This window comes from Kribbella sp. VKM Ac-2569 (assembly GCF_004216905.1).
Lineage (GTDB): Bacteria > Actinomycetota > Actinomycetes > Propionibacteriales > Kribbellaceae > Kribbella.
Window position 1 is genome coordinate 1 of the sequence record NZ_SGXJ01000008.1, and the last position, 21956, is coordinate 21956.

20 protein-coding genes are annotated in these 21956 nt (G+C 69.4%); 10 read left to right on the forward strand and 10 right to left on the reverse strand.

The genetic code is table 11. From position 1 onward, the window contains the following. Positions 1-95: 95 nt before the first annotated feature. Positions 96-995 carry a TIGR03564 family F420-dependent LLM class oxidoreductase gene (locus EV649_RS38160; RefSeq protein WP_130388607.1) on the reverse strand — a complete coding sequence of 300 codons (900 nt, stop codon included), beginning with the start codon at positions 993-995 and terminating at the stop codon, positions 96-98. Positions 996-1083: 88 nt separating this feature from the next. Between EV649_RS38160 and EV649_RS38165 the strand changes: the two genes are divergently transcribed. The 9 genes from EV649_RS38165 to EV649_RS38205 all read left to right on the forward strand — a co-directional run bounded on the left by EV649_RS38165 (position 1084) and on the right by EV649_RS38205 (position 12748). After that, positions 1084-1935: a LysR substrate-binding domain-containing protein gene (locus EV649_RS38165; RefSeq protein WP_198682931.1), complete on the forward strand. Its 852-nt coding sequence runs from the start codon at positions 1084-1086 to the stop codon at positions 1933-1935. 285 nt (positions 1936-2220) lie between these two features. Next, a complete protein-coding gene (locus tag EV649_RS38170) occupies positions 2221-4497 on the forward strand; it encodes an MDR family MFS transporter (RefSeq protein WP_130388609.1) in 2277 nt (758 codons plus the stop codon). Positions 4498-4770: 273 nt separating this feature from the next. Further along, positions 4771-6069: an SWIM zinc finger family protein gene (locus tag EV649_RS38175; RefSeq protein WP_130388610.1), complete on the forward strand. Its 1299-nt coding sequence runs from the start codon at positions 4771-4773 to the stop codon at positions 6067-6069. Further along, positions 6066-7469: a DUF5691 domain-containing protein gene (locus tag EV649_RS38180; protein ID WP_130388611.1), complete on the forward strand. Its 1404-nt coding sequence runs from the start codon at positions 6066-6068 to the stop codon at positions 7467-7469. The genes EV649_RS38175 and EV649_RS38180 overlap by 4 nt, the downstream gene beginning before the upstream one ends. A 115-nt stretch (positions 7470-7584) precedes the next feature. Beyond that, positions 7585-8667: an AAA family ATPase gene (locus tag EV649_RS38185; RefSeq protein WP_130388612.1), complete on the forward strand. Its 1083-nt coding sequence runs from the start codon at positions 7585-7587 to the stop codon at positions 8665-8667. Further along, positions 8664-10832: a DUF5682 family protein gene (locus EV649_RS38190; protein ID WP_130388613.1), complete on the forward strand. Its 2169-nt coding sequence runs from the start codon at positions 8664-8666 to the stop codon at positions 10830-10832. Before EV649_RS38185 ends, EV649_RS38190 begins: the two co-directional genes overlap by 4 nt. After that, entirely contained in the window at positions 10829-11977 is a 1149-nt protein-coding gene (locus EV649_RS38195; protein WP_130388614.1) for a VWA domain-containing protein, read from the forward strand. Before EV649_RS38190 ends, EV649_RS38195 begins: the two co-directional genes overlap by 4 nt. A gap of 11 nt (positions 11978-11988) precedes the next feature. Continuing rightward, positions 11989-12276 (forward strand): hypothetical protein, encoded by a 288-nt coding sequence (locus EV649_RS38200; RefSeq protein WP_130388615.1) that lies wholly within the window; start codon positions 11989-11991, stop codon positions 12274-12276. A gap of 40 nt (positions 12277-12316) precedes the next feature. After that, positions 12317-12748, forward strand: a complete 432-nt coding sequence (locus tag EV649_RS38205; protein ID WP_130388616.1) for a GNAT family N-acetyltransferase — start codon at positions 12317-12319, stop codon at positions 12746-12748. Here EV649_RS38205 and EV649_RS38210 read toward each other — a convergent pair. Beyond that, positions 12745-13089 (reverse strand): YciI family protein, encoded by a 345-nt coding sequence (locus EV649_RS38210; protein WP_130388617.1) that lies wholly within the window; start codon positions 13087-13089, stop codon positions 12745-12747. The genes EV649_RS38205 and EV649_RS38210 overlap by 4 nt on opposite strands. Then, on the reverse strand, positions 13086-14039 hold the full coding sequence (locus EV649_RS38215) for an aldo/keto reductase (protein WP_130388618.1): 954 nt from the start codon (positions 14037-14039) through the stop codon (positions 13086-13088). Before EV649_RS38215 ends, EV649_RS38210 begins: the two co-directional genes overlap by 4 nt. A gap of 154 nt (positions 14040-14193) precedes the next feature. Here EV649_RS38215 and EV649_RS38220 point away from each other — a divergent pair, with 154 nt between their 5' ends. Beyond that, positions 14194-14763 carry a TIGR03086 family metal-binding protein gene (locus EV649_RS38220; RefSeq protein ID WP_130388619.1) on the forward strand — a complete coding sequence of 190 codons (570 nt, stop codon included), beginning with the start codon at positions 14194-14196 and terminating at the stop codon, positions 14761-14763. Here the strand turns inward: EV649_RS38220 and EV649_RS38225 are convergent. The 7 genes from EV649_RS38225 to EV649_RS38255 form a co-directional block, all read right to left on the reverse strand. Continuing rightward, a complete protein-coding gene (locus EV649_RS38225; protein ID WP_130388620.1) occupies positions 14734-15900 on the reverse strand; it encodes a hypothetical protein in 1167 nt (388 codons plus the stop codon). The genes EV649_RS38220 and EV649_RS38225 overlap by 30 nt on opposite strands. Continuing rightward, complete coding sequence (locus EV649_RS38230) at positions 15884-16936, reverse strand: glycosyltransferase family 2 protein (RefSeq protein ID WP_130388621.1); 1053 nt, start codon at positions 16934-16936, stop codon at positions 15884-15886. The genes EV649_RS38225 and EV649_RS38230 overlap by 17 nt, the downstream gene beginning before the upstream one ends. Positions 16937-17104: 168 nt before the next feature. Next, complete coding sequence (locus EV649_RS38235) at positions 17105-17653, reverse strand: GrpB family protein (protein ID WP_130388622.1); 549 nt, start codon at positions 17651-17653, stop codon at positions 17105-17107. Between the two features lie 3 nt (positions 17654-17656). Next, a complete protein-coding gene (locus EV649_RS38240) occupies positions 17657-18337 on the reverse strand; it encodes a Pr6Pr family membrane protein (protein ID WP_130388623.1) in 681 nt (226 codons plus the stop codon). A gap of 32 nt (positions 18338-18369) precedes the next feature. Continuing rightward, on the reverse strand, positions 18370-18588 hold the full coding sequence (locus tag EV649_RS38245) for a hypothetical protein (protein ID WP_130388624.1): 219 nt from the start codon (positions 18586-18588) through the stop codon (positions 18370-18372). After that, entirely contained in the window at positions 18585-19241 is a 657-nt protein-coding gene (locus EV649_RS38250) for a hypothetical protein (protein WP_130388625.1), read from the reverse strand. Before EV649_RS38250 ends, EV649_RS38245 begins: the two co-directional genes overlap by 4 nt. Before the next feature lie 88 nt (positions 19242-19329). Continuing rightward, the gene (locus EV649_RS38255; protein WP_130388626.1) at positions 19330-21909 is read right to left on the reverse strand and encodes a LuxR C-terminal-related transcriptional regulator; all 2580 of its coding nucleotides are present in this window, start codon (positions 21907-21909) and stop codon (positions 19330-19332) included. Between the last annotated feature and the right edge of the window lie 47 nt (positions 21910-21956).

Below are 21956 nucleotides of genomic sequence, written 5' to 3' on the forward strand. Positions count from 1 at the left end.
CCGTCAGCCCGAAGGCGACACCGAACGTAAGAGCCAGACAGCGGGTGCTCAGGATCCAACCACCGCGTGAGCGGCAGCATCACCCTGACACTGACTCAAACGTAGTCGTGCGCGAACTGGATCGTGCGCGCTCGTTCCGCGTCCGTCCCGACCGGGCAGACCAGGAACTCCGTCGTACCGGCGTCCGCGAACCGCTGCAGTTCCTTGGCCACCGTCTTCTCGTCACCAAGGACTGCAGTGTCCTCCGGGCCTGCCTTGCCGCCGCGATCCAGCACGGCCCGGTACGACGGCATGTCGCCGGCTGCCCCGAACTGGTCGTGGATCCACTGCCGGGTCGCGTCCGGGTCGTCCGTGACCGCGACGCAGACGCCCGCGATCACCTGTGGCTCGGGCCGTCCCGCTGCGGTCGCGGCTTGATCGATCGTGGGGCGGATGTAGTTCTCGATCACCTCAGGACCCGCCCAGCTGGTCGTCGTACCGGCGGCCAGTTCGCCGGCGGTCTTCAGCATCCGCGGACCGAGAGCGGCCAGGATGAGCTCGGGCGTATCCGCGCCGGCGATGTCGACCTGTCCGCGGGCGGTCAGCCGCTCGCCCACGTAGTCGGTCGGCTCACCGGCCAGCAGCGGGCCGAGCGCCTCGACGTACTCGCGGACGTAGGCCGCCGGGCGGTCCATCGGCAGGCCGAGCATGCCTTCGACCATGTGCGGGTGGCTCGAACCGACCCCGAGCGTCAACCGGTTGCCGGTCAGCACCTGGACGCTGAGCGCCTGCGCCGCGAGCGCCAGCGGATGCCGCGGGTACACCGGCACGACGCCGACGGCGTACCCGATGGTCGAGGTGTACGGCGCGACGCCCGCGATCAGCGTCAGCGCGTCCCACCCGAGCCGCTGGCTGAACCAGATCCGGTCGATGCCGGCGTCCTCGGCGGCCTTCGCGGCGGCACCGATCTCGTCGATGGTCTGGCCCTCTTCGTCGATCCACAATCCGATCCTCATGTCCACCAGTCAACGGTTCCGGAGGCCGCCGACCCAGACGCAGTTACGCTGTGCAGCGATAAGGAATCGTGATCGCCGGAGGTGTCCGATGGAGCTGCGGCAGCTGCGGTACTTCGTGACCGTCGCCGAGGAACTGCACTTCGGCCGCGCGGCCGAGCGGCTCAACATCGTGCAGCCGGCCGTCAGCCAGCAGATCGCCCGGCTCGAACGCGAACTCGGTCTGCAGCTCCTCGACCGGTCCTCACGGCACGTCCGACTGACAGGCGACGGGGAGCGGATGCTGCGCGAGGCACGCGCCGTCCTGTCCGCTGCGGATCGGGCCGGTGAGGTGGCCGCGGAGCTTGCCTCCGGACGTTCCGGCGTACTGCGGATCGGTACAGCGCCGGGGCTCCGGGACCGGCTGGAGCGTGGGCTCGCGGCACTGCGAGCCCAGACGCCCGATCTCGACCTCCGACTCACCTCGGGCTCCACCGCTGAGTACCTCACGGCGTTGCGGGCCGGCGAGTTGGACTTCGCGTTTGTCCGCGGTGACGTGGCCGCCGCCGATCTGCGGGTGATCGAGCTCTGGCGCGATCCGCTGTCCGTCCTGCTCCCTTCGTCCTACCGAGCCGACGACGGCGTCAAGCTGGTCGACCTGGCGGACCTGCCGCTGCGGCTCCCGTCCGACCAGTGGTTGCGGGATGAGTTGACCGCCGCCTGCCGGGCAGCCGGTTTCAAGCCGAGGATGGGCCGGCCGGCGGACGATCTCGAGGCCGCGATCGTCGAGATGTCGACCGGTTCGCCTGCCTGGACGGTCGTCTACGGCACGGCGTGCGAGGCCGCCGAGGGTGCGCTCTGGATGGGGCCGTTCGCGCCGCCGCTGAGCGCCCCGGGGCAACTGGTCGTCGGACCGGGGCCAACCGCCGAGTGCGTCGACGTACTGGTGGCTGCATTCTCGTGAGGACCTCCGGCGGGCCCTGACAGCTCCGCCGGAGGCCGGGTGTTGATTACTCAACAAGCACGGGATCGTACGTTGGAAATCGCGTTCCGAGGAGGCTCCGTCTCATAATGCGCCGAACCGGCGTTTGATGGCTCCCGGTGAACGGGTGCTGACGGTGCGGGATTAAAGTTGGTAGTTGCAACCAAATAGTCAGGTCGGGTGAGGGCATCGCCGGCCGTTTCCGCCTCGGAGCAGCACACCCTGCTGCTCCGGTCGTCGCGTTCCCGCCGTACGAAACGGAAGCTGATGTCTGCCACCCAGGCCTCGCCGGCCACACCTGCCGGCTCCACGCCGTCCCGGTACCGCTCGCGGTACGCCGCCGGCGACCCCGACCCCGCGCCGTCCGTACCACCGCCGGCCACCCCACCGGCCGGAGACGTCGAACTCACCCACCGCGAGATCCTGGAGATCCTCGCCGGGCTGCTCGCCGCGCTCTTCACCGCGGTCCTCAGTTCGACGATCGTCAGCAACGCGCTGCCGACGATCATCGCGGACCTCGAAGGCACCCAGACGCAGTACACCTGGGTGGTCACCGCCAGCCTGCTCGCGATGACCGTGTCCACGCCGGTCTGGGGCAAGCTGTCCGACCTGATGAGCAAGAAGCTGCTCGTGCAGCTCGCGATCATCATGTTCGTCACCGGCTCCGTGCTGGCCGGCGCCTCGCACAACGTGCCGTTCCTGATCGGCTCGCGGGTCCTGCAGGGGATCGCGATGGGCGGGCTGATGGCGCTCGCGCAGGCGATCATCGGCGCCGCGATCCCGCCACGGTCGCGGGGGAGGTACTCCGGGTACATGGGCGCCGTGATGGCGCTCGCGACCGTCAGCGGTCCGCTGGTCGGCGGCGTCATCGTCGACACCTCGTGGCTCGGCTGGCGGTGGTGTTTCTACGTGTGCGTGCCGCTCGCCGTACTGTCGCTGATCGTCCTGCAGCGGTTCCTGCACCTGCCGGTCGTGAAGCGCAAGGTCAAGATGGACTACCTCGGCGCGATCCTGATTGCGGGCGCGGCCAGCCTGCCGCTGATCTGGGTCTCGTTCGCGGGCGAGCACTTCCCGTGGTGGTCGTGGCAGACCGGCGCCTATCTGGGCGGTACGGCGGTACTCGCGATCCTGGCCGTGGTGGTCGAGACGCACGCGGCCGAGCCGCTCGTACCGATGCGCGTCGTACGGGAACGGACGACGGCGCTGGCGATCCTCGCGAGCGTGGCGGTCGGGATGGGGATGTTCGGGAGCGCGGTGTTCCTGGGGCAGTACTTCCAGGTGGCCCGCGGGTACAGCGCGACCGAGGCCGGGTTGCTGACCATCCCGATGATGTTCGGGTCGTTCCTCGGATCGGTGGGGTCGGGGCAGTTGATCACCCGGTTCGGGAAGTGGAAGCGGTACCTGGTGATCGGCGCGTTGTTCCTGACCGCGGGGCTCGGGTTGCTCGGCACGATCGACTACACGTCGCCGTACTGGTATGTCGGGCTCGGGATGCTTGCCATGGGCATCGGCATGGGCATGACGATGCAGAACCTGGTGCTCGCGGTGCAGAACACCGTGGACGTCAGCGAGGTCGGGGCCGCTGGTGCGTCGGTCACGTTCTTCCGCAGCCTTGGTGGTGCGGTTGGCGTGTCGGTGCTGGGGGCGATCCTGGCGACGCGGGTGACCACTCTGATTACGGAGCACCTGCGCGAGCTCGGTCCGGGGGCGGCGGCTGCGGCGCAGGGTGGTTCGGGGAGTTTGCTGGACGTGAACGCGCTGCCGGGGCCGATCCAGGAGATCGTGCGGCACGCGTACGGCGACGCAACCGGCCGCATCTTCGTGATCGCCGCCGGCGCCGCTGTGGTGAGCTTCCTGGCGGTCCTGTTCATCCGCGAAGTCCCCCTCCGCCAAACCGTCGCAATACGCCCGTCGGAGACTGAACCAACTGAGCGTGAAACCGTTCCTGACGATCCCGCTGAGCGGGCTGCGGTGGTTGCGCTCGACGTGATCACGTCGGCGGAGCGTACGGCGCGTGAACGCGAGCGGGAGGCCGGCGAACGGGTCCAGGCCGCCGCGAACACGATCCGCCAGATGCGGACCGACGTCGCGGACCTGTTCACCCGCGTGGACCAGCAGATCGCCGACCTGGAGAGCACTCTCCCCGACGCCGAGATCCCGCAGCCGGCCGCGGCAATCCTCGATGCCCAGCGCCCCGCGGGCGAGCTGGTCGACGAACTCCGCCGGTACGAGCTGAGCGTCCTCAGCGCCAGCCAACGCACCGCCGACCACCTCCGCGAAACCGCCCAGGCCGAGGCGGACGAGCTGCTGTCCGAGGCCCGCGCCGAAGAACAGGAAATCCGCACCCGAATAGCCGAACTGGAAGCCGTCGAACACCGCCTCCTGACCACAGTCCGCAACAACCTCTCCAACACCCCACCCCCACCCACCCGCGCCTCGGGGCATCAGATCCACCCACCGACCCACGCACCAGCCACCCACGAGGCGGCCGCCTCCGGCAACGGCTACCCCGACGAACACCCCAACCGCCAACCCTTCGGCTGACCCCCATTTGGCTGGCTGACCCACCAATTTGCCTGGCTGACCCACCAAATGCGGGGTTCCACACCCGCATTGAGGGTCCAGAACCCCTCATCTTGTGGGTTGACCAGCCAAATGCGGTGGTTGGGACGGGACCGGCCGCAGCCCGAATCCACGAGTTGACGAGCGGGCACCCGGCCCGGGCGGCGGCGCGGGTGGGGGCGGCGTGGGGCGGTGGGGCTTGGGGTGTCGGTGTGGGGTGGCATGCTTCGGGGTAGGGCGTGGTGAAGGAGTGGTGTGGGGTTGTGGGACGTGGAGCAGGTGGTGGGGCTGGCGCCTGATCCTGCGTCCGCGAAGGCTGGGCAGGGGTTGGCCCGAGGAGAGAAGTGGTCGGGCGCCGGGGCGACGGATCGTGCGGTCTGGGGCTTGTGCCAGGGCAGCGGGAAGCAGCCCTACCAGACGGTCGTGGATCTCGGCGGCCCGGCGTACAAATGCTCTTGCCCGTCGCGGAAGTTCCCGTGCAAGCACGCGCTCGGCCTGCTGTTGTTGTTGGCGAAGCGCGAGGTCTCGCCGGCGGATGAGCCGGACTGGGTGAAGAGCTGGGTCGACCAGCGCGCCGAGCGGGCTGAGCGGCCGGAGCGGAAGCCCGGGGAGGTTGCCGATCCGATCGCGGCGCAGGAGCGGGCTGCCCGGCGCGCAGATCGGGTGTCGGCGGGGCTCGCCGAATTGGCCGGTTGGCTGGACGATCAGGTGCGGCAGGGCCTCGGCGGATTCGATCAGCGGGCATATACCGAGCTGAGCCGCCTCGCAGCGCGGATGGTCGACGCCCAGGCACCGGGAGTCGCAGGAGCGGTACGTCGGGCAGCGGGTGTGGTCGGACGTGGTCACGGCTGGCCAGGTGAACTGCTCGAAGAGTTGTCCCTCGTCCACCTGGTCGTCGCGGCGCACGGGCGTCTCGCGGAGCTCCCGCCGTCGCTTGCCGACACGGTGCAGAGCCGGATCGGCTGGACGACCGAGACGGCCCGCGTACGAGACGAAGGCGAGAAGGTCGAGGACGACTGGCTCGTACTCGGCCGCGTGATCGAACCGGACGACCGCCTCACGGTCCGCCGCGTGTGGTTGCGCGGGGCAACGACTGGCCGGATCGGGCTGATCCTCACGTTCGCGGCCGCTGGGCGCCCGTTGGACCCGCTCCCGGCTCGCCCCGGTGAGTACGTCCCCGGCGCGCTCTCGTTCTATCCGGGTGCTCTGCCGATGCGCGCCCTCCTGACTCAGACCGATCCACGCCTGCCCGCACCACGTCCCGCCGGACTCACGGTCCGCCAGGCGTTGGCGTCGTACGTCGAATCGCTCGCGGCCGACCCGTGGAACGAACGCTGGCCGCTGGTGCTGCAGGACGTACGACCCGCGCGCCACGGCGACGGCTGGGCACTGGTGGACGAGGCCGGAGACGGGCTGGAGATCCTGCCGGGCTGGGATGCGTTGAAGCTGCTCGCGGTCTCGGCGGGCGACCCGCTCACCGTCGCCGGTGAGTGGAACCGCGCCGGCCTCCGCCCGATGACCTGCTGGCACGGCGATCGGCCGGTGATCTTGTGAAGGGCTGGGACGGGCTGGTTAGTTCGGCGCTGCTCGGGACCGATCGGCGGCCGCCGCACTTCGACGAACTGCCCGAGCACATCCAGGAGCGCCTCGGCGACGGCAACCTGCTCGACGCTGCTGCGCTGGCAACCGTCTACAAGCGGGCCGGACGCAAGCCGCTGCACGATCTCGAGCCACTTCCAGCTGCGCCCGGCGAGGATCGGCCGTTGCCGCGGGCGAACGCGGTTCGGCGGTTGGCCGCGATGCTGGGCGGGTTCCAGACGTCCGCGCTGGGCGAGTGGTTGCGTACGGCGGACGCGCACGGCTGGGGCGTTCCGCCCGAGCACTTGCCGGCGTTGGCGGACTACGCGCGCAATCGTGCGGAGTACCGTCCGCTCGTCATCGCCGCCTCTGGTCGCCGTGCGCGCTGGCTCGCGGATCTCAACCCCGAGTGGCGATTCCTGCATGCAGGAGTTGCTGAGAGCAACGACCCGGAGTTGTGGACGCACGGCAACGCGATCCAGCGCCGTACCTGGTTGCGCGCCACCCGCACCCAAGATCCCGCCGCCGCACGGGAGGCGCTCAAAGAGGTCTGGCCAACCGAATCCGCCGCCACTCGAGCCGATTTCCTCGGACTGCTCGCGGACAACCTCACGCGACCGGACGAGGAGTTCCTGGAGTCCGCGCTCGACGACCGTTCCCGTGAGGTACGGCGGGTGGCCGCGCGACTGCTCGCCCGGTTGCCGGGATCGCAGTACGGCGTACGGATGACGGAACGCCTGCACGCGCACCTCCTGCCCAGCCAGGGCGTGCTCGCCGTCGACCTTCCGCGCAGTCTCACCCAGTCGATGGAGCGTGACGGGCTCGACTCGCAGAACCCGGAAGGTGTCGGCAAACGCGCGTGGTGGTTCCACCAGATCGTTGCCAACACGCCCTTGCAGGCGATGGACCTGACCTGGCTCCAGACGCCCGTCGAGGGCTGCGCCGTCGAGGTGCTGCAGTCCGCCTGGACCGAGGCCGCCATTCGTGAGAGCTCGGTCGAGTGGTCCCGCGCGATCCTGCAGGCCGGATCGAACACCGGCAGTCGTGGTCCGGCCGAGTTGCTGCGGTTGTTGCCCGCGGAGGAGTGGGCGAGCGCGGTCGACGTACTGCGGAAGAACGTGGACGTTGCCGAGTTGGTCGGTGGGTTGCCGGTGCCGTGGCCCGCTCCGCTCGCCAGCATGATCCTCGACCAACTCGCCAAGGTCGGCACGGCCCGCGCCTGGGCCCGCCTCGCCAGTATCGCGGCCCGCGCCGCGCCGCCCGACGTACTCGACCACCCGATCACCCGCGAACCCACCGGCGAGGAAGACACCTGGCGCCGCCGCCTCGTCGAAACCCTGACCTTCCGCCGCGAAATGTACGAGGAGCTCACATGACAGTGCTGATGCCACGCCTCCGGCGCGGCGGGTCATGGGGCTGTGACTCCTGGCCTTCCCTCGTCGCTCCGGTCGCTTCGCTCCCTACGCTCCTCAGTCCAGGCCAGGAGGCCCCATGACCACCGAAGTACTGCGCCCGCACGCGGAGGTCGAGTACGCCGACGAACTCCGAGCGCTGCGAGCAACCGATGACAAACCGCGACCGCCGGCCTGGCTGATGTCGCCGAGCGCTGTGGTCACGTACCTGCTTGGTGGGCAGGCGGGCGACACCGAGATCTCACCGAAGTACGTCGGTCCGCGCCGGCTGGTGGAGGTCGCCGTTGCCACCCTCGCGACGGATCGGGCGCTGTTGCTGCTCGGCGTACCGGGCACGGCGAAGACGTGGGTCAGCGAGCACCTCGCGGCCGCGATCAGCGGCGACTCGACGCTGCTCGTGCAAGGTACGGCGGGCACCGCGGAGGAAGCGATCCGGTACGGCTGGAACTACGCCCAGTTGATTGCCCAGGGCCCCAGCGAGGCAGCACTCGTGCCGAGTCCGGTGCAGCGCGCGATGGCCGAGGCGAAGATCGCTCGGATCGAGGAGCTGACCCGGATGCCGTCCGACGTCCAGGACGCGCTGATCACGATCCTGTCCGAGAAGGCGCTGCCGATCGCCGAGCTGGCCATGGAAATCCAGGCCCGTAAGGGATTCAACGTCATTGCCACCGCCAACGATCGCGACAAGGGCGTCAACGAACTGTCCAGCGCGCTCCGCCGGCGCTTCAACACCGTCGTGCTGCCGCTGCCCGACTCCGCCGAGGACGAGGTGCAGATCGTGTCCCGTCGCGTCTCCCAGCTCGGCTCGGCGCTCGAGCTGCCGCAGCCGGACGATGCGCTGGACGAGATCCGCCGCGTGGTGACGATCTTCCGCGAGCTCCGCTCCGGCCGGACCGAGGACGGCCGTACGGCGGTCAAGTCGCCGTCCGGCACGCTCTCCACCGCGGAGGCGATCAGCGTCGTCACTGGCGGTCTCGCGCTTGCGGCGCATTTCGGTGACGGCGTACTGCGTCCGACGGACGTGGCCGGCGGCATCCTCGGCGCAGTAGTCAAGGACCCGTCCGCGGATCGCGTCGTGTGGTCGGAGTACCTCGAAACCGTCGTCCGCGAACGCGACGACTGGGCGCCGTTCTACCGGGCCTGCCGAGAGATTTCCGGATGACCGTTCACCTGCTCGGGATCCGGCATCACGGGCCGGGGTCGGCGCGTGCGGTGGCGACCGCGCTGGCCGAGCTCCGTCCTGATGTCGTCCTGATCGAGGGGCCGCCGGAGGCCGACAAGATCGTCGAGTTGGCTGCGTCCGAGGAGATGGATCCGCCGGTCGCGTTGTTGGCGTATGCGGTGGACGACTCGACGCGGGCGGCGTTCTGGCCGTTCGCGGTGTTCAGTCCGGAGTGGCAGGCGATCAGATACGGGCTGGCGGCCGAGGTGCCGGTGCGGTTCTGCGATCTTCCGGCGGCACAGCAGTTCGGCTCCTCGGGCGGGCGGTCGGTGTCGATGGATCCGCTCAAGACGCTGGCCGAGGCGGGTGGGTACGACGATCCCGAGCGCTGGTGGGACGACGTGATCGAGTCGCGGCGCGATGGTGCCGAGCCGTTCACCGTGATCGCCGACGCGATGCGGGAGCTGCGGCGCGGTGAGGAGGCGATCGGCCGCGAGGCGCAACGCGAGGCCTACATGAGAACCGTTCTGCGGAAGGCGATTCGTGAAGGATTCGAGCGGATCGCGGTGGTCTGCGGCGCCTGGCACGTGCCTGCCTTGGAACTACCGTTGCCGCCAGCAACACATGATGCACGGATTCTGAAGGGTCTGCCGAAGCGGAAGGTCGCCTGCACCTGGGTGCCGTGGACGCACGGCCGGCTGGCGGCGGCGAGCGGGTACGGCGCCGGCATCACGTCACCAGGTTGGTACCACCACCTGTTCACCGCGCCCAATCAGATCACGACCCGTTGGCTCTCCAAGGTGGCGCAAGTACTGCGCAACGAGGACCTGCCGGTGTCCAGCGCGCACGTGATCGAGGCGGTGCGGCTCGCGGACACGCTGGCGGCGCTGCGTGAACGTCCGCTCGCGGGGTTGGGCGAGGTGACCGAGGCGACGCGGGCGGTGCTCTGCGGCGGGAACGACGTACTGCTGGACCTCGTGACGCGCGAAGCGGTTGTCGGTGAGCTGCTTGGGTCGGTGCCGGGGGAGACGCCGCAGGCGCCGGTGGCGGCGGATCTGGCCGCGCAGGCGCGGCGGTTGCGAATGAAGCGGGACGCGGCCGAGCGGGTGATCGAGCTCGACCTGCGGAAGGCGAACGACCTGGAGAAGTCCAGACTTCTGCACCGGTTGCGGATTCTCGGGATTCACTGGGGCGTGCCGGCCGCCGACGAGCGGCGGGCGCAAGGCACGTTCCGGGAGATGTGGCGGCTGGCCTGGGATCCCGGGCTGGAGGTCGAACTGGTCGCCGCGGGCGCCCACGGTACGACGGTGCTCGGTGCTGCGACGTCCGTGATGCTGAAGGCCGCGGACTCGCCGACCCTGGCCGATGTCACGGCTGCGTTGGAGAAATCGCTCCTCGCCGACCTCGCGGAGGCGCTGCCGCCCCTGATTCAAGGTATCGACACCCGGGCGGCAGCCGATGCCGACGTGGGGCATCTGATGGCGGCACTGCCCGCGTTGGCACGAGCCTCGCGGTACGGCGACGTACGCGGGACTGACACGGCCGGGCTGGCCGCGGTCGCGGGGCGGATGGTGTCGCGCGTGTGCGCCGGTCTCGCGCGGACGGTTCACGGGTTGGATCCGGATGCGGCCGCCGCCGTACAGGATCTGATCGATGGGGTGCAGGACGCGACGGTACTGCTGGCCGAGGACGTGCGGTCGGAGTGGCTGAACACGCTGCAGGGGTTGAGCGATCGGGCCTCGGTGCCGCCGTTGATCCAGGGTCGATTGACGCGGTTGATGCTGGACACGTCGCGGTTGCCGGATCACGAGGTCGCGTTGCGGCTGGGGCGTTCGCTGTCACCTGGTACGGCGACGGCGGACGCGGCCGGGTACGTCGAGGGGTTCCTCGCTGGTGGCGGGTTGTTGCTGGTGCACGACGAGCGGCTGCTCGCGATGGTCGACGGGTGGCTGGCGGCGATCCCGGATGACGCGTTCGTGGAGGTGCTTCCGTTGCTGCGGCGTACGTTCGGCACGTTCGCGGCGCCTGAGCGTCGCTCGATCGGCGCACGGGCGCGTGTGCTGAGCGACCCGGCATCGTTGGTCGTTGCTGATGACAACGAGCTGGACGCAGAGTTGGCGGCGACCGCGTTGCCGGTGGTCGCACAGTTGCTGGGGGTCTCATGAGTGACGAGCGACTTCGCCGCTGGCGGCTGGTGCTGGGCCGTGAGGCCGAGGAGGAGACGGGTACGACGTTGTCGGCCGAGGATCGGTCCGTCGATGCGGCGTTGGCCGCGTTGTACGACGCCGCGGAGGGGGAGTCGGGTACGCAACGGTCGGCCGGGTTGGGTGCGTCGGCGCCTCGGGTGGCTCGGTGGTTGGGCGACATCCGGCAGTACTTCCCGAGCACCGTCGTACAGGTGATGCAGCGGGACGCGGTCGAGCGGCTCGGGATCACGCGGATGCTGATGGAGCCGGAGTTGCTGGGCGCGGTCGAGCCCGACGTACATCTGGTGTCCACGTTGCTCGCGCTCAACGAGGTGATGCCGGAGGAGACCAAACAGACCGCGCGGGACGTGGTCGGCCGGGTCGTGGCCGAGCTCGAGGCGCGGCTCGCCGAGCGGACGCGGGCGGCGGTCACCGGTGCGCTCGACCGGGCCGGGCGGACGGCGCGGCCGCGGCATTCGGACATCGACTGGGACCGGACGATCCGCGCGAACCTCAAGCACTTCTCGCCGACGCTCGGGACGATCGTGCCGGACCGGCTGGTCGGGTACGCGCGGCGGAACCACAGCGTGCAGCGGGACATCGTGCTGGCGATCGACCAGTCCGGGTCGATGGCGGAGTCCGTCGTCTACGCGTCGCTGTTCGGTGCGGTGCTCGGGTCGATCCGGACGTTGCGGACCTCGCTGGTCGTGTTCGACACCGCAGTGGTGGACCTGACCGATCAACTCGAGGATCCGGTCGATGTGTTGTTCGGGACGCAGCTCGGCGGTGGGACGGACATCAACAGAGCGCTCGCGTACTGCGAGGAACTGGTCACGAAACCGGCCGAGACCGTGCTCGTGCTGATCTCGGATCTCTACGAAGGCGGGGTCCGGGAAGAGATGTTGCGTCGGGCGCGTTCTTTGGTGGAGTCCGGCGTACAAGTGATTGCTCTGCTGGCGCTCGCGGACTCGGGTACGCCGTCGTACGACGCCGAGAACGCGGCCGCGCTGGCGGAACTCGGCGTACCGACGTTCGCCTGCACACCGGACAAGTTTCCTGACCTGATGGCCGCTGCCATCCGCCACGAGGACATCGGCGGCTGGGCAGCAACCAACATCACCTGAGAGGTACCTCGATGTCGACTGTCGAACTGACCCGTTTCCGTGTGCTGCCGTCGCGCTCGGAGGAGCTGCTCGCGGCGCGCGTCGACATGCTGAAGGACTTCGAGGCGGACCGGGCCGGCTTCCTCGGCGCACGGCTGGTGCAGCTCCCGGACAACGAGTGGCTGGACATCGTCGACTGGGCGACCCCGGCGGATTTCGCCGCGTCTCGTGAGAAGGGCGCCAACCTGCCCGGAATCGCGCGCTTCTTCGCGGCGATCGACTCCCTCGTCGTCGCGGAGGAAGGCGTCAGCGCGGCGTAATTCGCCTGACAGCCGCGGGCTCCGGTGCGACGGTGGCGGGATGGAGATCAGCGACATCCGGCCGGACGAGTATGAGCGGGCGGCAGAGTTGTGGGAGGCGTCGGTCCGGGCGACGCATTCGTTCGTCACCGAGGCGGATCTCGACGTGTTCCGGCCGCTGGTACGGGCGTCGTTCCCGGAGATCGCGCAGTTGGCCGGGTTGCGTGGTGACGACGGGCTGCTGATCGGGTTCATCGGGGTGGCGGACGGGAACGTCGAGATGCTGTTCCTCGATCCGGCGTACCGCGGGCGCGGCGGCGGCAGCCTGCTGCTGAAGCACGCGTTCGCGCACTTCGCCGCCACCTCGGTCGACGTCAACGAGCAGAACCCGCAGGCCGTGGGCTTCTACGAGCACCACGGGTTCCGGCGCGTCTCCCGCACCCCGCACGACACCACCGGCAAGCCCTACCCGATCCTGCACCTGAAGCTTTAGCCGGCGACCTCCAGGATGTCGATCTCGGTGTACGGGTCGGCCTCGGCGAAGCGGAGGGCCCACTGGACGGCTTCCTCCTTGGTCTCGACGCGGATGATCGACACGCCCGCGACGAGTTCCTTGGTCTCGGCGAACGGCCCGTCGATCACGCGCGGCTGGCCCGGCGCCGGGAACGTCACCCGCGCGCCGCGCGAGCTCGGCATCAGGCCCTCGCCGAGCACCAGCACCCCGGCCTGACGCATCTCCTCGAGTACGGCGTCCGCCCGCTCGAGGATCTCCGGATCCGGCGGGTTCCCGGCCTCCAGGCTGTCGTTGGTCTTGTGCAGCAGCATGTACCTCATAGCGCTGACCTTAATGCGGTCCAGAACGCTTCCGGCACCTCATATTCGCGCCACGCCGCCACCTCGGCGATCTCCCGCGGGCTCCGCGCCCCCACGATCACGGCTGGTACGGCGGGATGCGTCAGAGGGAACTGCACCGCTGCAGCCAGCAGAGGTACGTCGTACGCGCTGCAGACCTCCCTCAGTACGTCGATCCGCCGCAACACGTCCTGCGGGACCCGCTCGTACCCGTGCGGCGCGCCGTCCGCGGTGTCGGCGAGCACCCCACCGTGGAACACGCCGGCGGCGAGCACAGCCACCCCGAGCTTCTCGCACAACGGCAACAACTCATCCGCCCCCGACTGATCCAGCAAGCTGTACCGCCCCGCCAACAAGATGACGTCCGGCCCGTGGGCTGTGGTTTCGCGGAGGAAGCGGGCGGCTACGTCGGCGTGGTTGACGCCGAGCGAGATGGCTCGGATCGTGCCCCGGCCGCGCAGCTCGACGAGGGCGCGGAACGTCTCGGTCGACGCGATCGGGAAGTCCAGTTCCGGGTCGTGAATGTGCAGGACGTCGATCCGGTCGATTCCCATCCGCTCCAGACTCGCCTCGAACGACCGGATCGTGGCGTCGTACGAATAGTCCAGCCGCGGCCCCACCCCGGCCGGCGGCTCCGCCCAGATCGGTTGCAGGTCCGGCCCGCCCGGCTCGATCAACCGCCCCACCTTCGTGCACAGCACGAACTCGTCCCGCGGCCGGCCCCGCAACGCCATCCCGGCCCGCTGCTCCGACAACCCGTACCCGTACACCGGCGCCGTGTCGAACAACCGCACGCCCAACTCCCAGGCCCGATCGATCGTCGCCACCGCCTGCCGCTCCGGCACCGCCGCGAACATCCCCCCGACCGAAGCAAGCCCCAGCCCCAACTCACTGACCCGCAACCCCGTCCGCCCCAGCTCCACCATCCGCATACGCCCACGCTAAAAGCCCACACCGACACTCCCCGCCTCCGCCAATACCCGACTTTGTGCACCGGTCGACCATTTCCAGCGCCGATTTTTGGTTGAGCCGTGCACAAAGACGCCAGGGGTTTCGCGAGGTACGGCGACGCGGGACTATTCGGGGATGGGTGAGATCGCGGAGCGGTACCGGCGGCGGGCCGAGGCGTTCGAGCGGAAGGTCGCGGCGGTGCACCCCGAGCAGTGGGGGAACCAGTCACCGTGCGCGAAGTGGACCGCCCGGGACGTGGTCGAGCACGTCGTCACGATGCACGCGGTGATGCTGACCCCGGTCGCGCGGAAGTTGGAGCCGGCGGACGACCCGCTGACCGCGTTCCAGGAGGCACGAGCTGCGATCGAGGACGTACTCGACGACCCGGTCTCCGCGCTGACCGAGACCGACACCCCGGCCGGGCGGCTGACGACCGAGCAGCACATCGACCAGGTGGTGTCCGACGACCTCGTCCTGCACGGCTGGGACCTGGCGCGCGCCACCGATCAGGACGAGACGATGGACCCGGCCGACGTCGAGCGGCTCTGGGCAATCGCGGTCGCGATCCCGCCGGAGTTGATGACGAAGTACCGGACGCCCGGCGCCTTCGGCGAGGGCATCGAGGTGTACGGCGCCGAAGTACTGGTCGAGCCGGATGCGCCGCTGCAGGACCGCCTACTCGGGTTGCTCGGCCGCGAGCCGTGACAGGCTGCTCGGCGCGTAGTAGCTGCTGGGGTCGTCGCAGAGCGGCGCATCGGTGAGTTGTCCGGGACGAGACATCAGGAGCGCATGACCCTTGCCGATCGCCGGATCCAGGTACTCGTGGCCCGGGAGGTCGGCGACCGCCGTACGGCAGCCGAGCGCCATGCCCTCGAACAGCGCGGTGGTCGAGACGCCGACCTGGTACGTCGCGGTCGCGAGCAGATCGAGCGTACTGCCGCCGGTCGATAGCTGGACGCCGGCCGGAATCGTGTAGTCCTCCGCGCGCTCGCTCGGGTGCAGACGGTAGAGAACCTCCAGGTCCGGGTGCTCCTTGGCAACTGCGTCCCCGACCTCGACGAGCTCCGCTCCAACCGTGCCTTGCGACAAGAAGACGACCCGGCGCGGCTCCTTCGGGCCGGACGGCGGCAGGAACGGTGCGCCCATCACCTCGGTCCGCATCCCGGCAGGCAGGTCAGCGACATCGGTCCAGTACGACCCGAAGCACCACAGCTCGTCCGGCTGATCCGCGACCGCGGGCCGCCCCGGGTAGCTGTATCCGAGGTGGAACGGGCTGATCGCGCCGTGCTGCAGCTCGACGACGCGGATCCCCAGATCGCGGGCGGCGCCAACGATGTGCTGGTGGAAGTACGCGACGACCAAATAGACCGTCTTGATCCGGTGCTTCTTGAGGAGCGCGCGGTAGAGGGCGCGGAGCCGGAGGTGCTTCGGGACCTCACGGGCCAGCAGCGCGCCGATCGGGATCCGGACACCGGCGAGTTTCTCCAGCGCGGTCGCGATACCGCGGTCGTCGGCCGTACGGCGGTGGATCGCGCCGGCGGCCGACGTGAAGAAGTCCAGGTTCTTGCTGCCCGGAAGCGGAGTGCCGTTGATCCCGGAGTCCAGGATCAGGGCGCGGTCGCCGAGCGCGGCGCGGAGCTCGTCGGTGTAGATCTCGACACCGTTCGGTTTCCGCGGATGCGGTACGACGAGCGCGTCGTACCGGCCGGGGAACGGGGTGCGCGTGACGATCCCGGCGACGTGTTTCCCGACCAGGGCGGCCTTGTCGTACGGCGTACGTCGTACCGGATGCGGCGCGCCGTGGATGCCGGTGCGGCGGGTCAGCTCATGAAAGACGCGCATCCGGATGATCGGCCAGGGGTGCGCTCCCCGGATCTGCCACTCGAGCAGCTCCAGGTCCCGTTCCACCGTCCAGATCGCCCGGCACAGCTCCGCCACCGTCGGCCGAACCGTGCCGTTCCCGGTACTCGTCATGGTTGATCCCTACTATCCCGGCGAGACTACCGACGCCCGAGAAGAACCGGCGGACTGCCTTCAGCAGGTGCGTCTTCCGGCCGAGCAGCAGCCCGGCGAGGGCGAACCCGATCGCCGAGATCACCCGGGCCGAAGCATAGGCCAGCACCAGGACGTAGCTGACCGCGCCCGGGCGGATCAGCAGACGGCTGATCGTGTCGCCGCTGCCGGACCGGAACGCCCGCCGTACCAGCCAGCGCAGCGTGGTGCGGCCAACCGGGACCTCCTCGGCGATCCAGGCCTCTTCGCACCAGACGATCCGGAAGCCTGCGCGGTGCACGCGGAGGAAGAAGTGCAGATCGCTGGAGCCGGTGTACCGGAACGCGGGATGGAAGCCCGGCGTGACCGCGTGGTAGACGCGACGGCTGACCAGCGTGTTGTTCGTGTACGCCTTGCGGAGCTCCTCGCCGGTGGTGTGCCGGCCGGTGGAGTCGTGTACGTCGCTGTACGCGTTCCACGGCGGCGCGCCGGGCGGGAGATTGCCCTTCACCGGGCCCGTCACGACGTCGGCTCCGGTGGACTCCCACGCCTTGAGCAGTGTCGTCAGCCAGCCGGGCGGGGCGACCTCGTCGTCGTCGACGAAGATCAGCGCGTCGTCGTTCCAGCAGAGCTCGACGGAGCGTTCCCGCGCGAAGGGGATCCCTGGCTCCGGTTCCACGACCGACTCGATCGGGTACGGCGTACCGTCCCCGAACTCCTCCAGCACCCGCGCCGCCGACCCTTCCGCGTCGTTGTCCACCACGACGATCCGGATCGCGTACTCGCCGTCCGAGGGCAGCTCCTGAGCCTGCAAACTCGTCAACAACCCCCGCAACAGAGCAGGTCGCCTGAAGGTAATCACCGCGATGGCGACACTCATGCTCATGCCGCCCGAGACTATCGGTCCCCACCCACAACCGCCCATCCAACGCGTGTGACATTCCCAGACCGCCCGCCGCTCCGGGCGGCCGGCGGCGTCGGAACAAGCGCCGGGGACTGGGAACAGGCAATTGCGTGTTCCCAGTCCCCGCGAGGTATTCCCAGTCCAATCAGGTCAGCCATCGGACGCCGCGGGCTCCCAGCCGATCGCCTGCGACCACGTGTCGGCGCGGCGGATGGTTTGCCAGAACCAGGGGAGTTTGCCTTCGGTGTAGGCGGCGCCGTCGTGGGTGTGTTGGGCGGCGAGCTGGCGCTTGAGGTGTTCGTACGGCGCGAGTTCGGCGGGGTGGGCGCGCAGGTAGTCGCGGAGGAGCAGCGGGAACTGCTGGGAGAAGCTGCCGAGCTTGCGGACGTGGATGTGGGTGCGGGGGTCGCCGGGGCGTTCGCGGAAGTAGCGCTTGGTGCGTTCGGGGTTGTCGGCGCGGTAGACGTACCCGAGGCCCTCCAGCGGGATGCGGAACGGGTGGACGGGGTCCAGCGCGGTGACGGAGATCTGGATGTCGATGACCGGCTTGGCGGCGAGTCCGGGTACGGCGGTGGAGCCTATGTGATCGATCCGGAGCGCGATGTCGCCCAGGGCAGCGCGGAGGTTCCGGCCGAGCTGGGTGAAGCGGTCGGCCCAGGCCGCGTCGTACGCCTCGATGCGGATCACGCGCGGACTCATAGCTCAGCCTGAGTTCTGCTGGTCGCGGGTGGGGAGTTTGCTGTCGAGCGCTTTGAAGGCGGCTGCTAGTGCGAGGCCGAGGATCAGGACGAAGGTGGCGTTGCGGAGAGCGGTGGGGAGGCCTAGGTCGGTGGCGTCCAGGAAGGGGTACGGGTACCAGTTGGTGAAGGCGCCCTGGGTGAAGATGTAGACGAGCCACGCCACCGGCCACACGAACGCGTACCCGACTGCCTGCCAGGTGAGGCGTGGGCGCGGGCCGAGGACGAGCCAGGCGGCGAGGGTGGTCCACGGGGAGATGTAGTGGAAACCGATCGTTGCCGCGAGGGCCGCGCCGGTGAGGTGGACCTGCGGGGCGAGCACGATCGCGAAGACCAGGCCGGTGATGACGATCCCGAGCAGCGAGTCGAGGCGTACGACGCGCCATACTGAGCCGTCCCGCGCGGGCCGAAGTACGAGCCCGACAGCGACCGCGAGCACGATCAGGTTGCTCTGGATGGTGAAGAAGCTGAACAACCGCCACAGCCGGGCCCCTACGCCGACCGCCGTACCGCTCTCACCCGAATTCGCGTCTGCGCCGCCGGTGAAGATCAGCACGAGCTGAATCACCAGCGACGCCAGAATCACCGCCGCGATCAACCCGTGCCACCACCGCGACACCACCACACCCGATGATCGACCAACCATCTACCGCATTCTCCAAGCCCCGACCGCCCACCTCACCCCGCCACGCCGGACCCCGCTACAGGTACGACGGAGATGAGGGGGAGGCCGAGGTCGCGGATTCGGGCGAGTACGCCGTGGAGCTCTGACTGGTCTGCGATCGTGCCGCGGAGGGTGGTGGTGTCGTCGGGTTCGGGGATGAGCGTGAAGTCGGCGAACCAGCCGGACCAGCTCGGGTCGAGTCGTCCGGCGACCCTGACCTCGTAGACGGTCAACTCGCGACCGCAACCGGCTGCCGGACCGATGTGGTCGTGCGCCAGAGCGAGTAGCCGAGGGCAATCATCGCGATGCCGTTCGGGTAGGCCAGCAGGCGGTAGAGCGAGTCCGGTGCCACGGTCAGCGCTGCGGAGACGAGACCGCCGACGGCCAGCAGGATCGTCGCCCAGCGAGTCAGCACCCGGGCGCGGAAGAGCGCGATTCCGAGCAGCAGGCCACCGGCCAGGTAGGCGAATCCCTGCACCTTGAGGACCGTCCCGAGCGTTCCGATGTCGCCGATCGCGTGGCCGCCGGTCGCCGCCTCGAGCACGTCCCGCACATACCCGGGGCTCGTGTCCGCGATCGACGGCAGGACGTACCCCGAGACGTACGTCGTGCCGATGATCAACAGATAGCCGAACGCGAGGACGACGTACCCGATGAGCCCGAGGACGCCGTTGCGACGGATCTGACTCAGGTAGAGGCCGGTGATCCCGACCAGCGCCAGCGCCGCCATCAGCAGCTTCAGAGTGCTCCGTACGGCGAGCTCGGTCGTGACGATCGAGTTGACGTCGACGTGCGGGTGCCCGATCTGTACGCCGATGAAGATCGCTCCGGCCGCGACTGCGGCGGCGCCGGCAGCTCGGGTCAGTGTGGTTGCGTTGATGGTCATGTCCAGCTCCCTCGTTCGTGGTAATCGGAACGTAGGTCGCGACGTGGGGAGTGGGCGTCACCACATGTGGTGATTGAGGTGGTGACAGCTAGAGCAGGCCGCGTTCGCGGGCACGACGTACGGCGCCGGAGCGGTTGGTGGCACCGAGCTTGGTGAAGATGCGTTTCGTGTGCGTGCGCAGGGTGTTCAACGAGACGTAGAGCCGGCGCGCGATCTCCGGGCCGGTGAGCTCGGTGTCGAGGAGACGCAGTACGTCGAGTTCGCGCTCGGTCAGCGGATCCGGCGATGCCGTCGGTGCCTTCAGAAGCCGGCGTACGAGGGGTTCGTCGGGGGCCGCGTCCTGCAGAAGGGCGAGCATCGGAGCGCCCTCATCCAGAAACAAACGTACGTATCGCTCGGGCTCCGGCGCAGCGGCGAGGGCTTGGCGCAGGGCGGCGAGGGCAGCCGGCCGTTCGCCGCGCAGGTGAAGTGCAAGCGCCCGCAGTACGTCGATCTCCAGCAGACTGCCCGCCCGCCGGCCGTCGGCGTCCACGCGCAGCCGATCCAGCAGTCCGAGTACGTCGTCACCGCGGCGAATCAGCAGTCGCGCAAGGGTGAGCTGCTCGTACTCGTGCAAATACGACACCGTGTCGGAGATCCCACTTGCCCACGCTCCGGCCGCGACGAGATCCCCGGCCGCGAGGTGTACCCGCGCGCGCATCGCCGCGATCGGCCGCAGCTCGGGATACGACCCGCGCCAGTACAGCTCCTCCGCTTCGTCGAGCAGCCGTACGGCGGCAGCGAAGTCGCCGCGTGCGACCTGCACCTGCGCCATCGCGACGTGCCAGCGGTGCCGGTTCTCGGTGATCGAGCCGTGCTCGGCGAGGATCCGTGAGGTCTCCAGATGTTCCTCCGCGCCGGCGAGGTCGTCCAGCTCCCGGTCGAGCTCGGCCAAGCCGACGTGCAGGTCTGCGGTGACCCGCGGATACGGCTCGCCGTTGCGGGTTGCTGCCGCCAGCGCCTGCTCAAACGTTTTCCTCGCCTGCGACGGCCGCCCGGCCGCCATCCACAGATCGCCCGTCACCACCGTGCTGTCCTGCGCGTCGGTCAGGTTGCCTGCCGCCCGCAGACTGCGAACCGCCGTCGCGAACGTCGTCAACGCCTCCTCGACATCGCCAGCCGCCCACGCGGCCAGCGCGACGAACCCACCCGCAGCGCCCCGGATGAAATGATCGGCAGGCCCAGCCAGTTCCAGCGCCCGCTCGGCACACAGAACCGTGGCGGCGACATCACCACGCGCCTGAGCCAGTGCCGCCCGATAGACCAGGATCAAGGCCGGCGCGGTGCGCAGATCCTCGGTATCCGCCCAGACCGCCCCCGGATCGCCCGCGGCCAGCGCGGCCTCCGCGTCATCGAGCCAGCGCCCCATGCGGTCCAGTTCGCCGGCGATCATCGACGACCACGCCGCCGCGATACAGAGCACCGGACGCCGCCGTACGACGGACTCGGGCAGCGCCCGGACCCAGCTCAGCAGCAACGAGTCCTGGCGCGCACGCCGTACCTCAGGCAGCGCCTCCTCGATCAAGAACGCGGACCGTTCATCATCACCTGCGGCCAACGCATGCCGTACGGCGTCGGGAGCCAACTGCTGCGCGGCGTACCACTCGCTCGCCGCCCGATGCAGCCGTGGCAGCTCCTCCGGGCGCTCAGCGAGCAGACGCGCACGCAGTACGTCGCGGAACAGGTGGTGGTACCGGTACCAGGTCCGACCGGCGTCCAGCGCGACCACGAACACGTTGCCGCGATCCAGCTCGTCCAGCACCCGATCGCCCCCGAGCTGACCGGTGACCGCATCGCACAAGGAGCCGGTGAGCCGATCGAGAACCGCCGTACGGAGCAGAAAGTCCCGCACCGCGGCAGGCTGCCGCGCAAGCACCTCGTCCGCCAAATAGTCGATGACGAACCGATGACTGCCGGTAAAAGCATCGATGAACCCAGCAACGTCGGACACGCCACGCAACGAGAGCGCAGCCAGCTGGAGCCCGGCGACCCACCCCTCAGTCCGCCCCTCCAGCGCCAGTACGTCGTCCGCAGCCAACCGCAGCCCCATGACGTCGTTGAGAAACGCACCCGCCTCCGCAGCAGCGAACCGCAGGTCGTCGACACGTACCTCGGTCAACTGCCCGCGACCACGCAGCCGAGCCAGCGGGAACGGCGGGTCCGCCCGCGTCGCCACGACCAGGTGCAGCTGATCCGGCAGATGATCGAGCAGAAACGCCATAGCCTCGTGGACGTCGAGCGCTTCGATCACGTGATAGTCATCGAGCACGAGCACAGTGTCCGGCTGAGAGGCGTAGTCGTTGACGAGAGCAGTCAGCGCGGCCGTCGTCGGTACGTCGGCCGCAGGCGGCGGCACCCGGATACCAGGCAGGGCCGCCCAGAGGTGCGCCAGGAACCGGGGGAGCGCGTTGTCGCCGTCGTCGAGCGACAGCCAGCCCACCCGATCGTGACCGGCGGCCCACTCGGCGACGAGGGTCGTCTTCCCGAAACCGGCCGGTGCGGAGACCAGAGCGAGCCGATGACCGGGCTCCAGAGTGCTGTCCAGCCGCTCCACCAGCCATGGCCGCGCCACCAGCCCGGACCGCCGAGCCGGCGGGAACAGCTTCGTGGCGAGCACGGTGGTCGGCACCTACGGATCATAGATCCCGGGACTTGTAACGCCGAGGGTCGATCCAA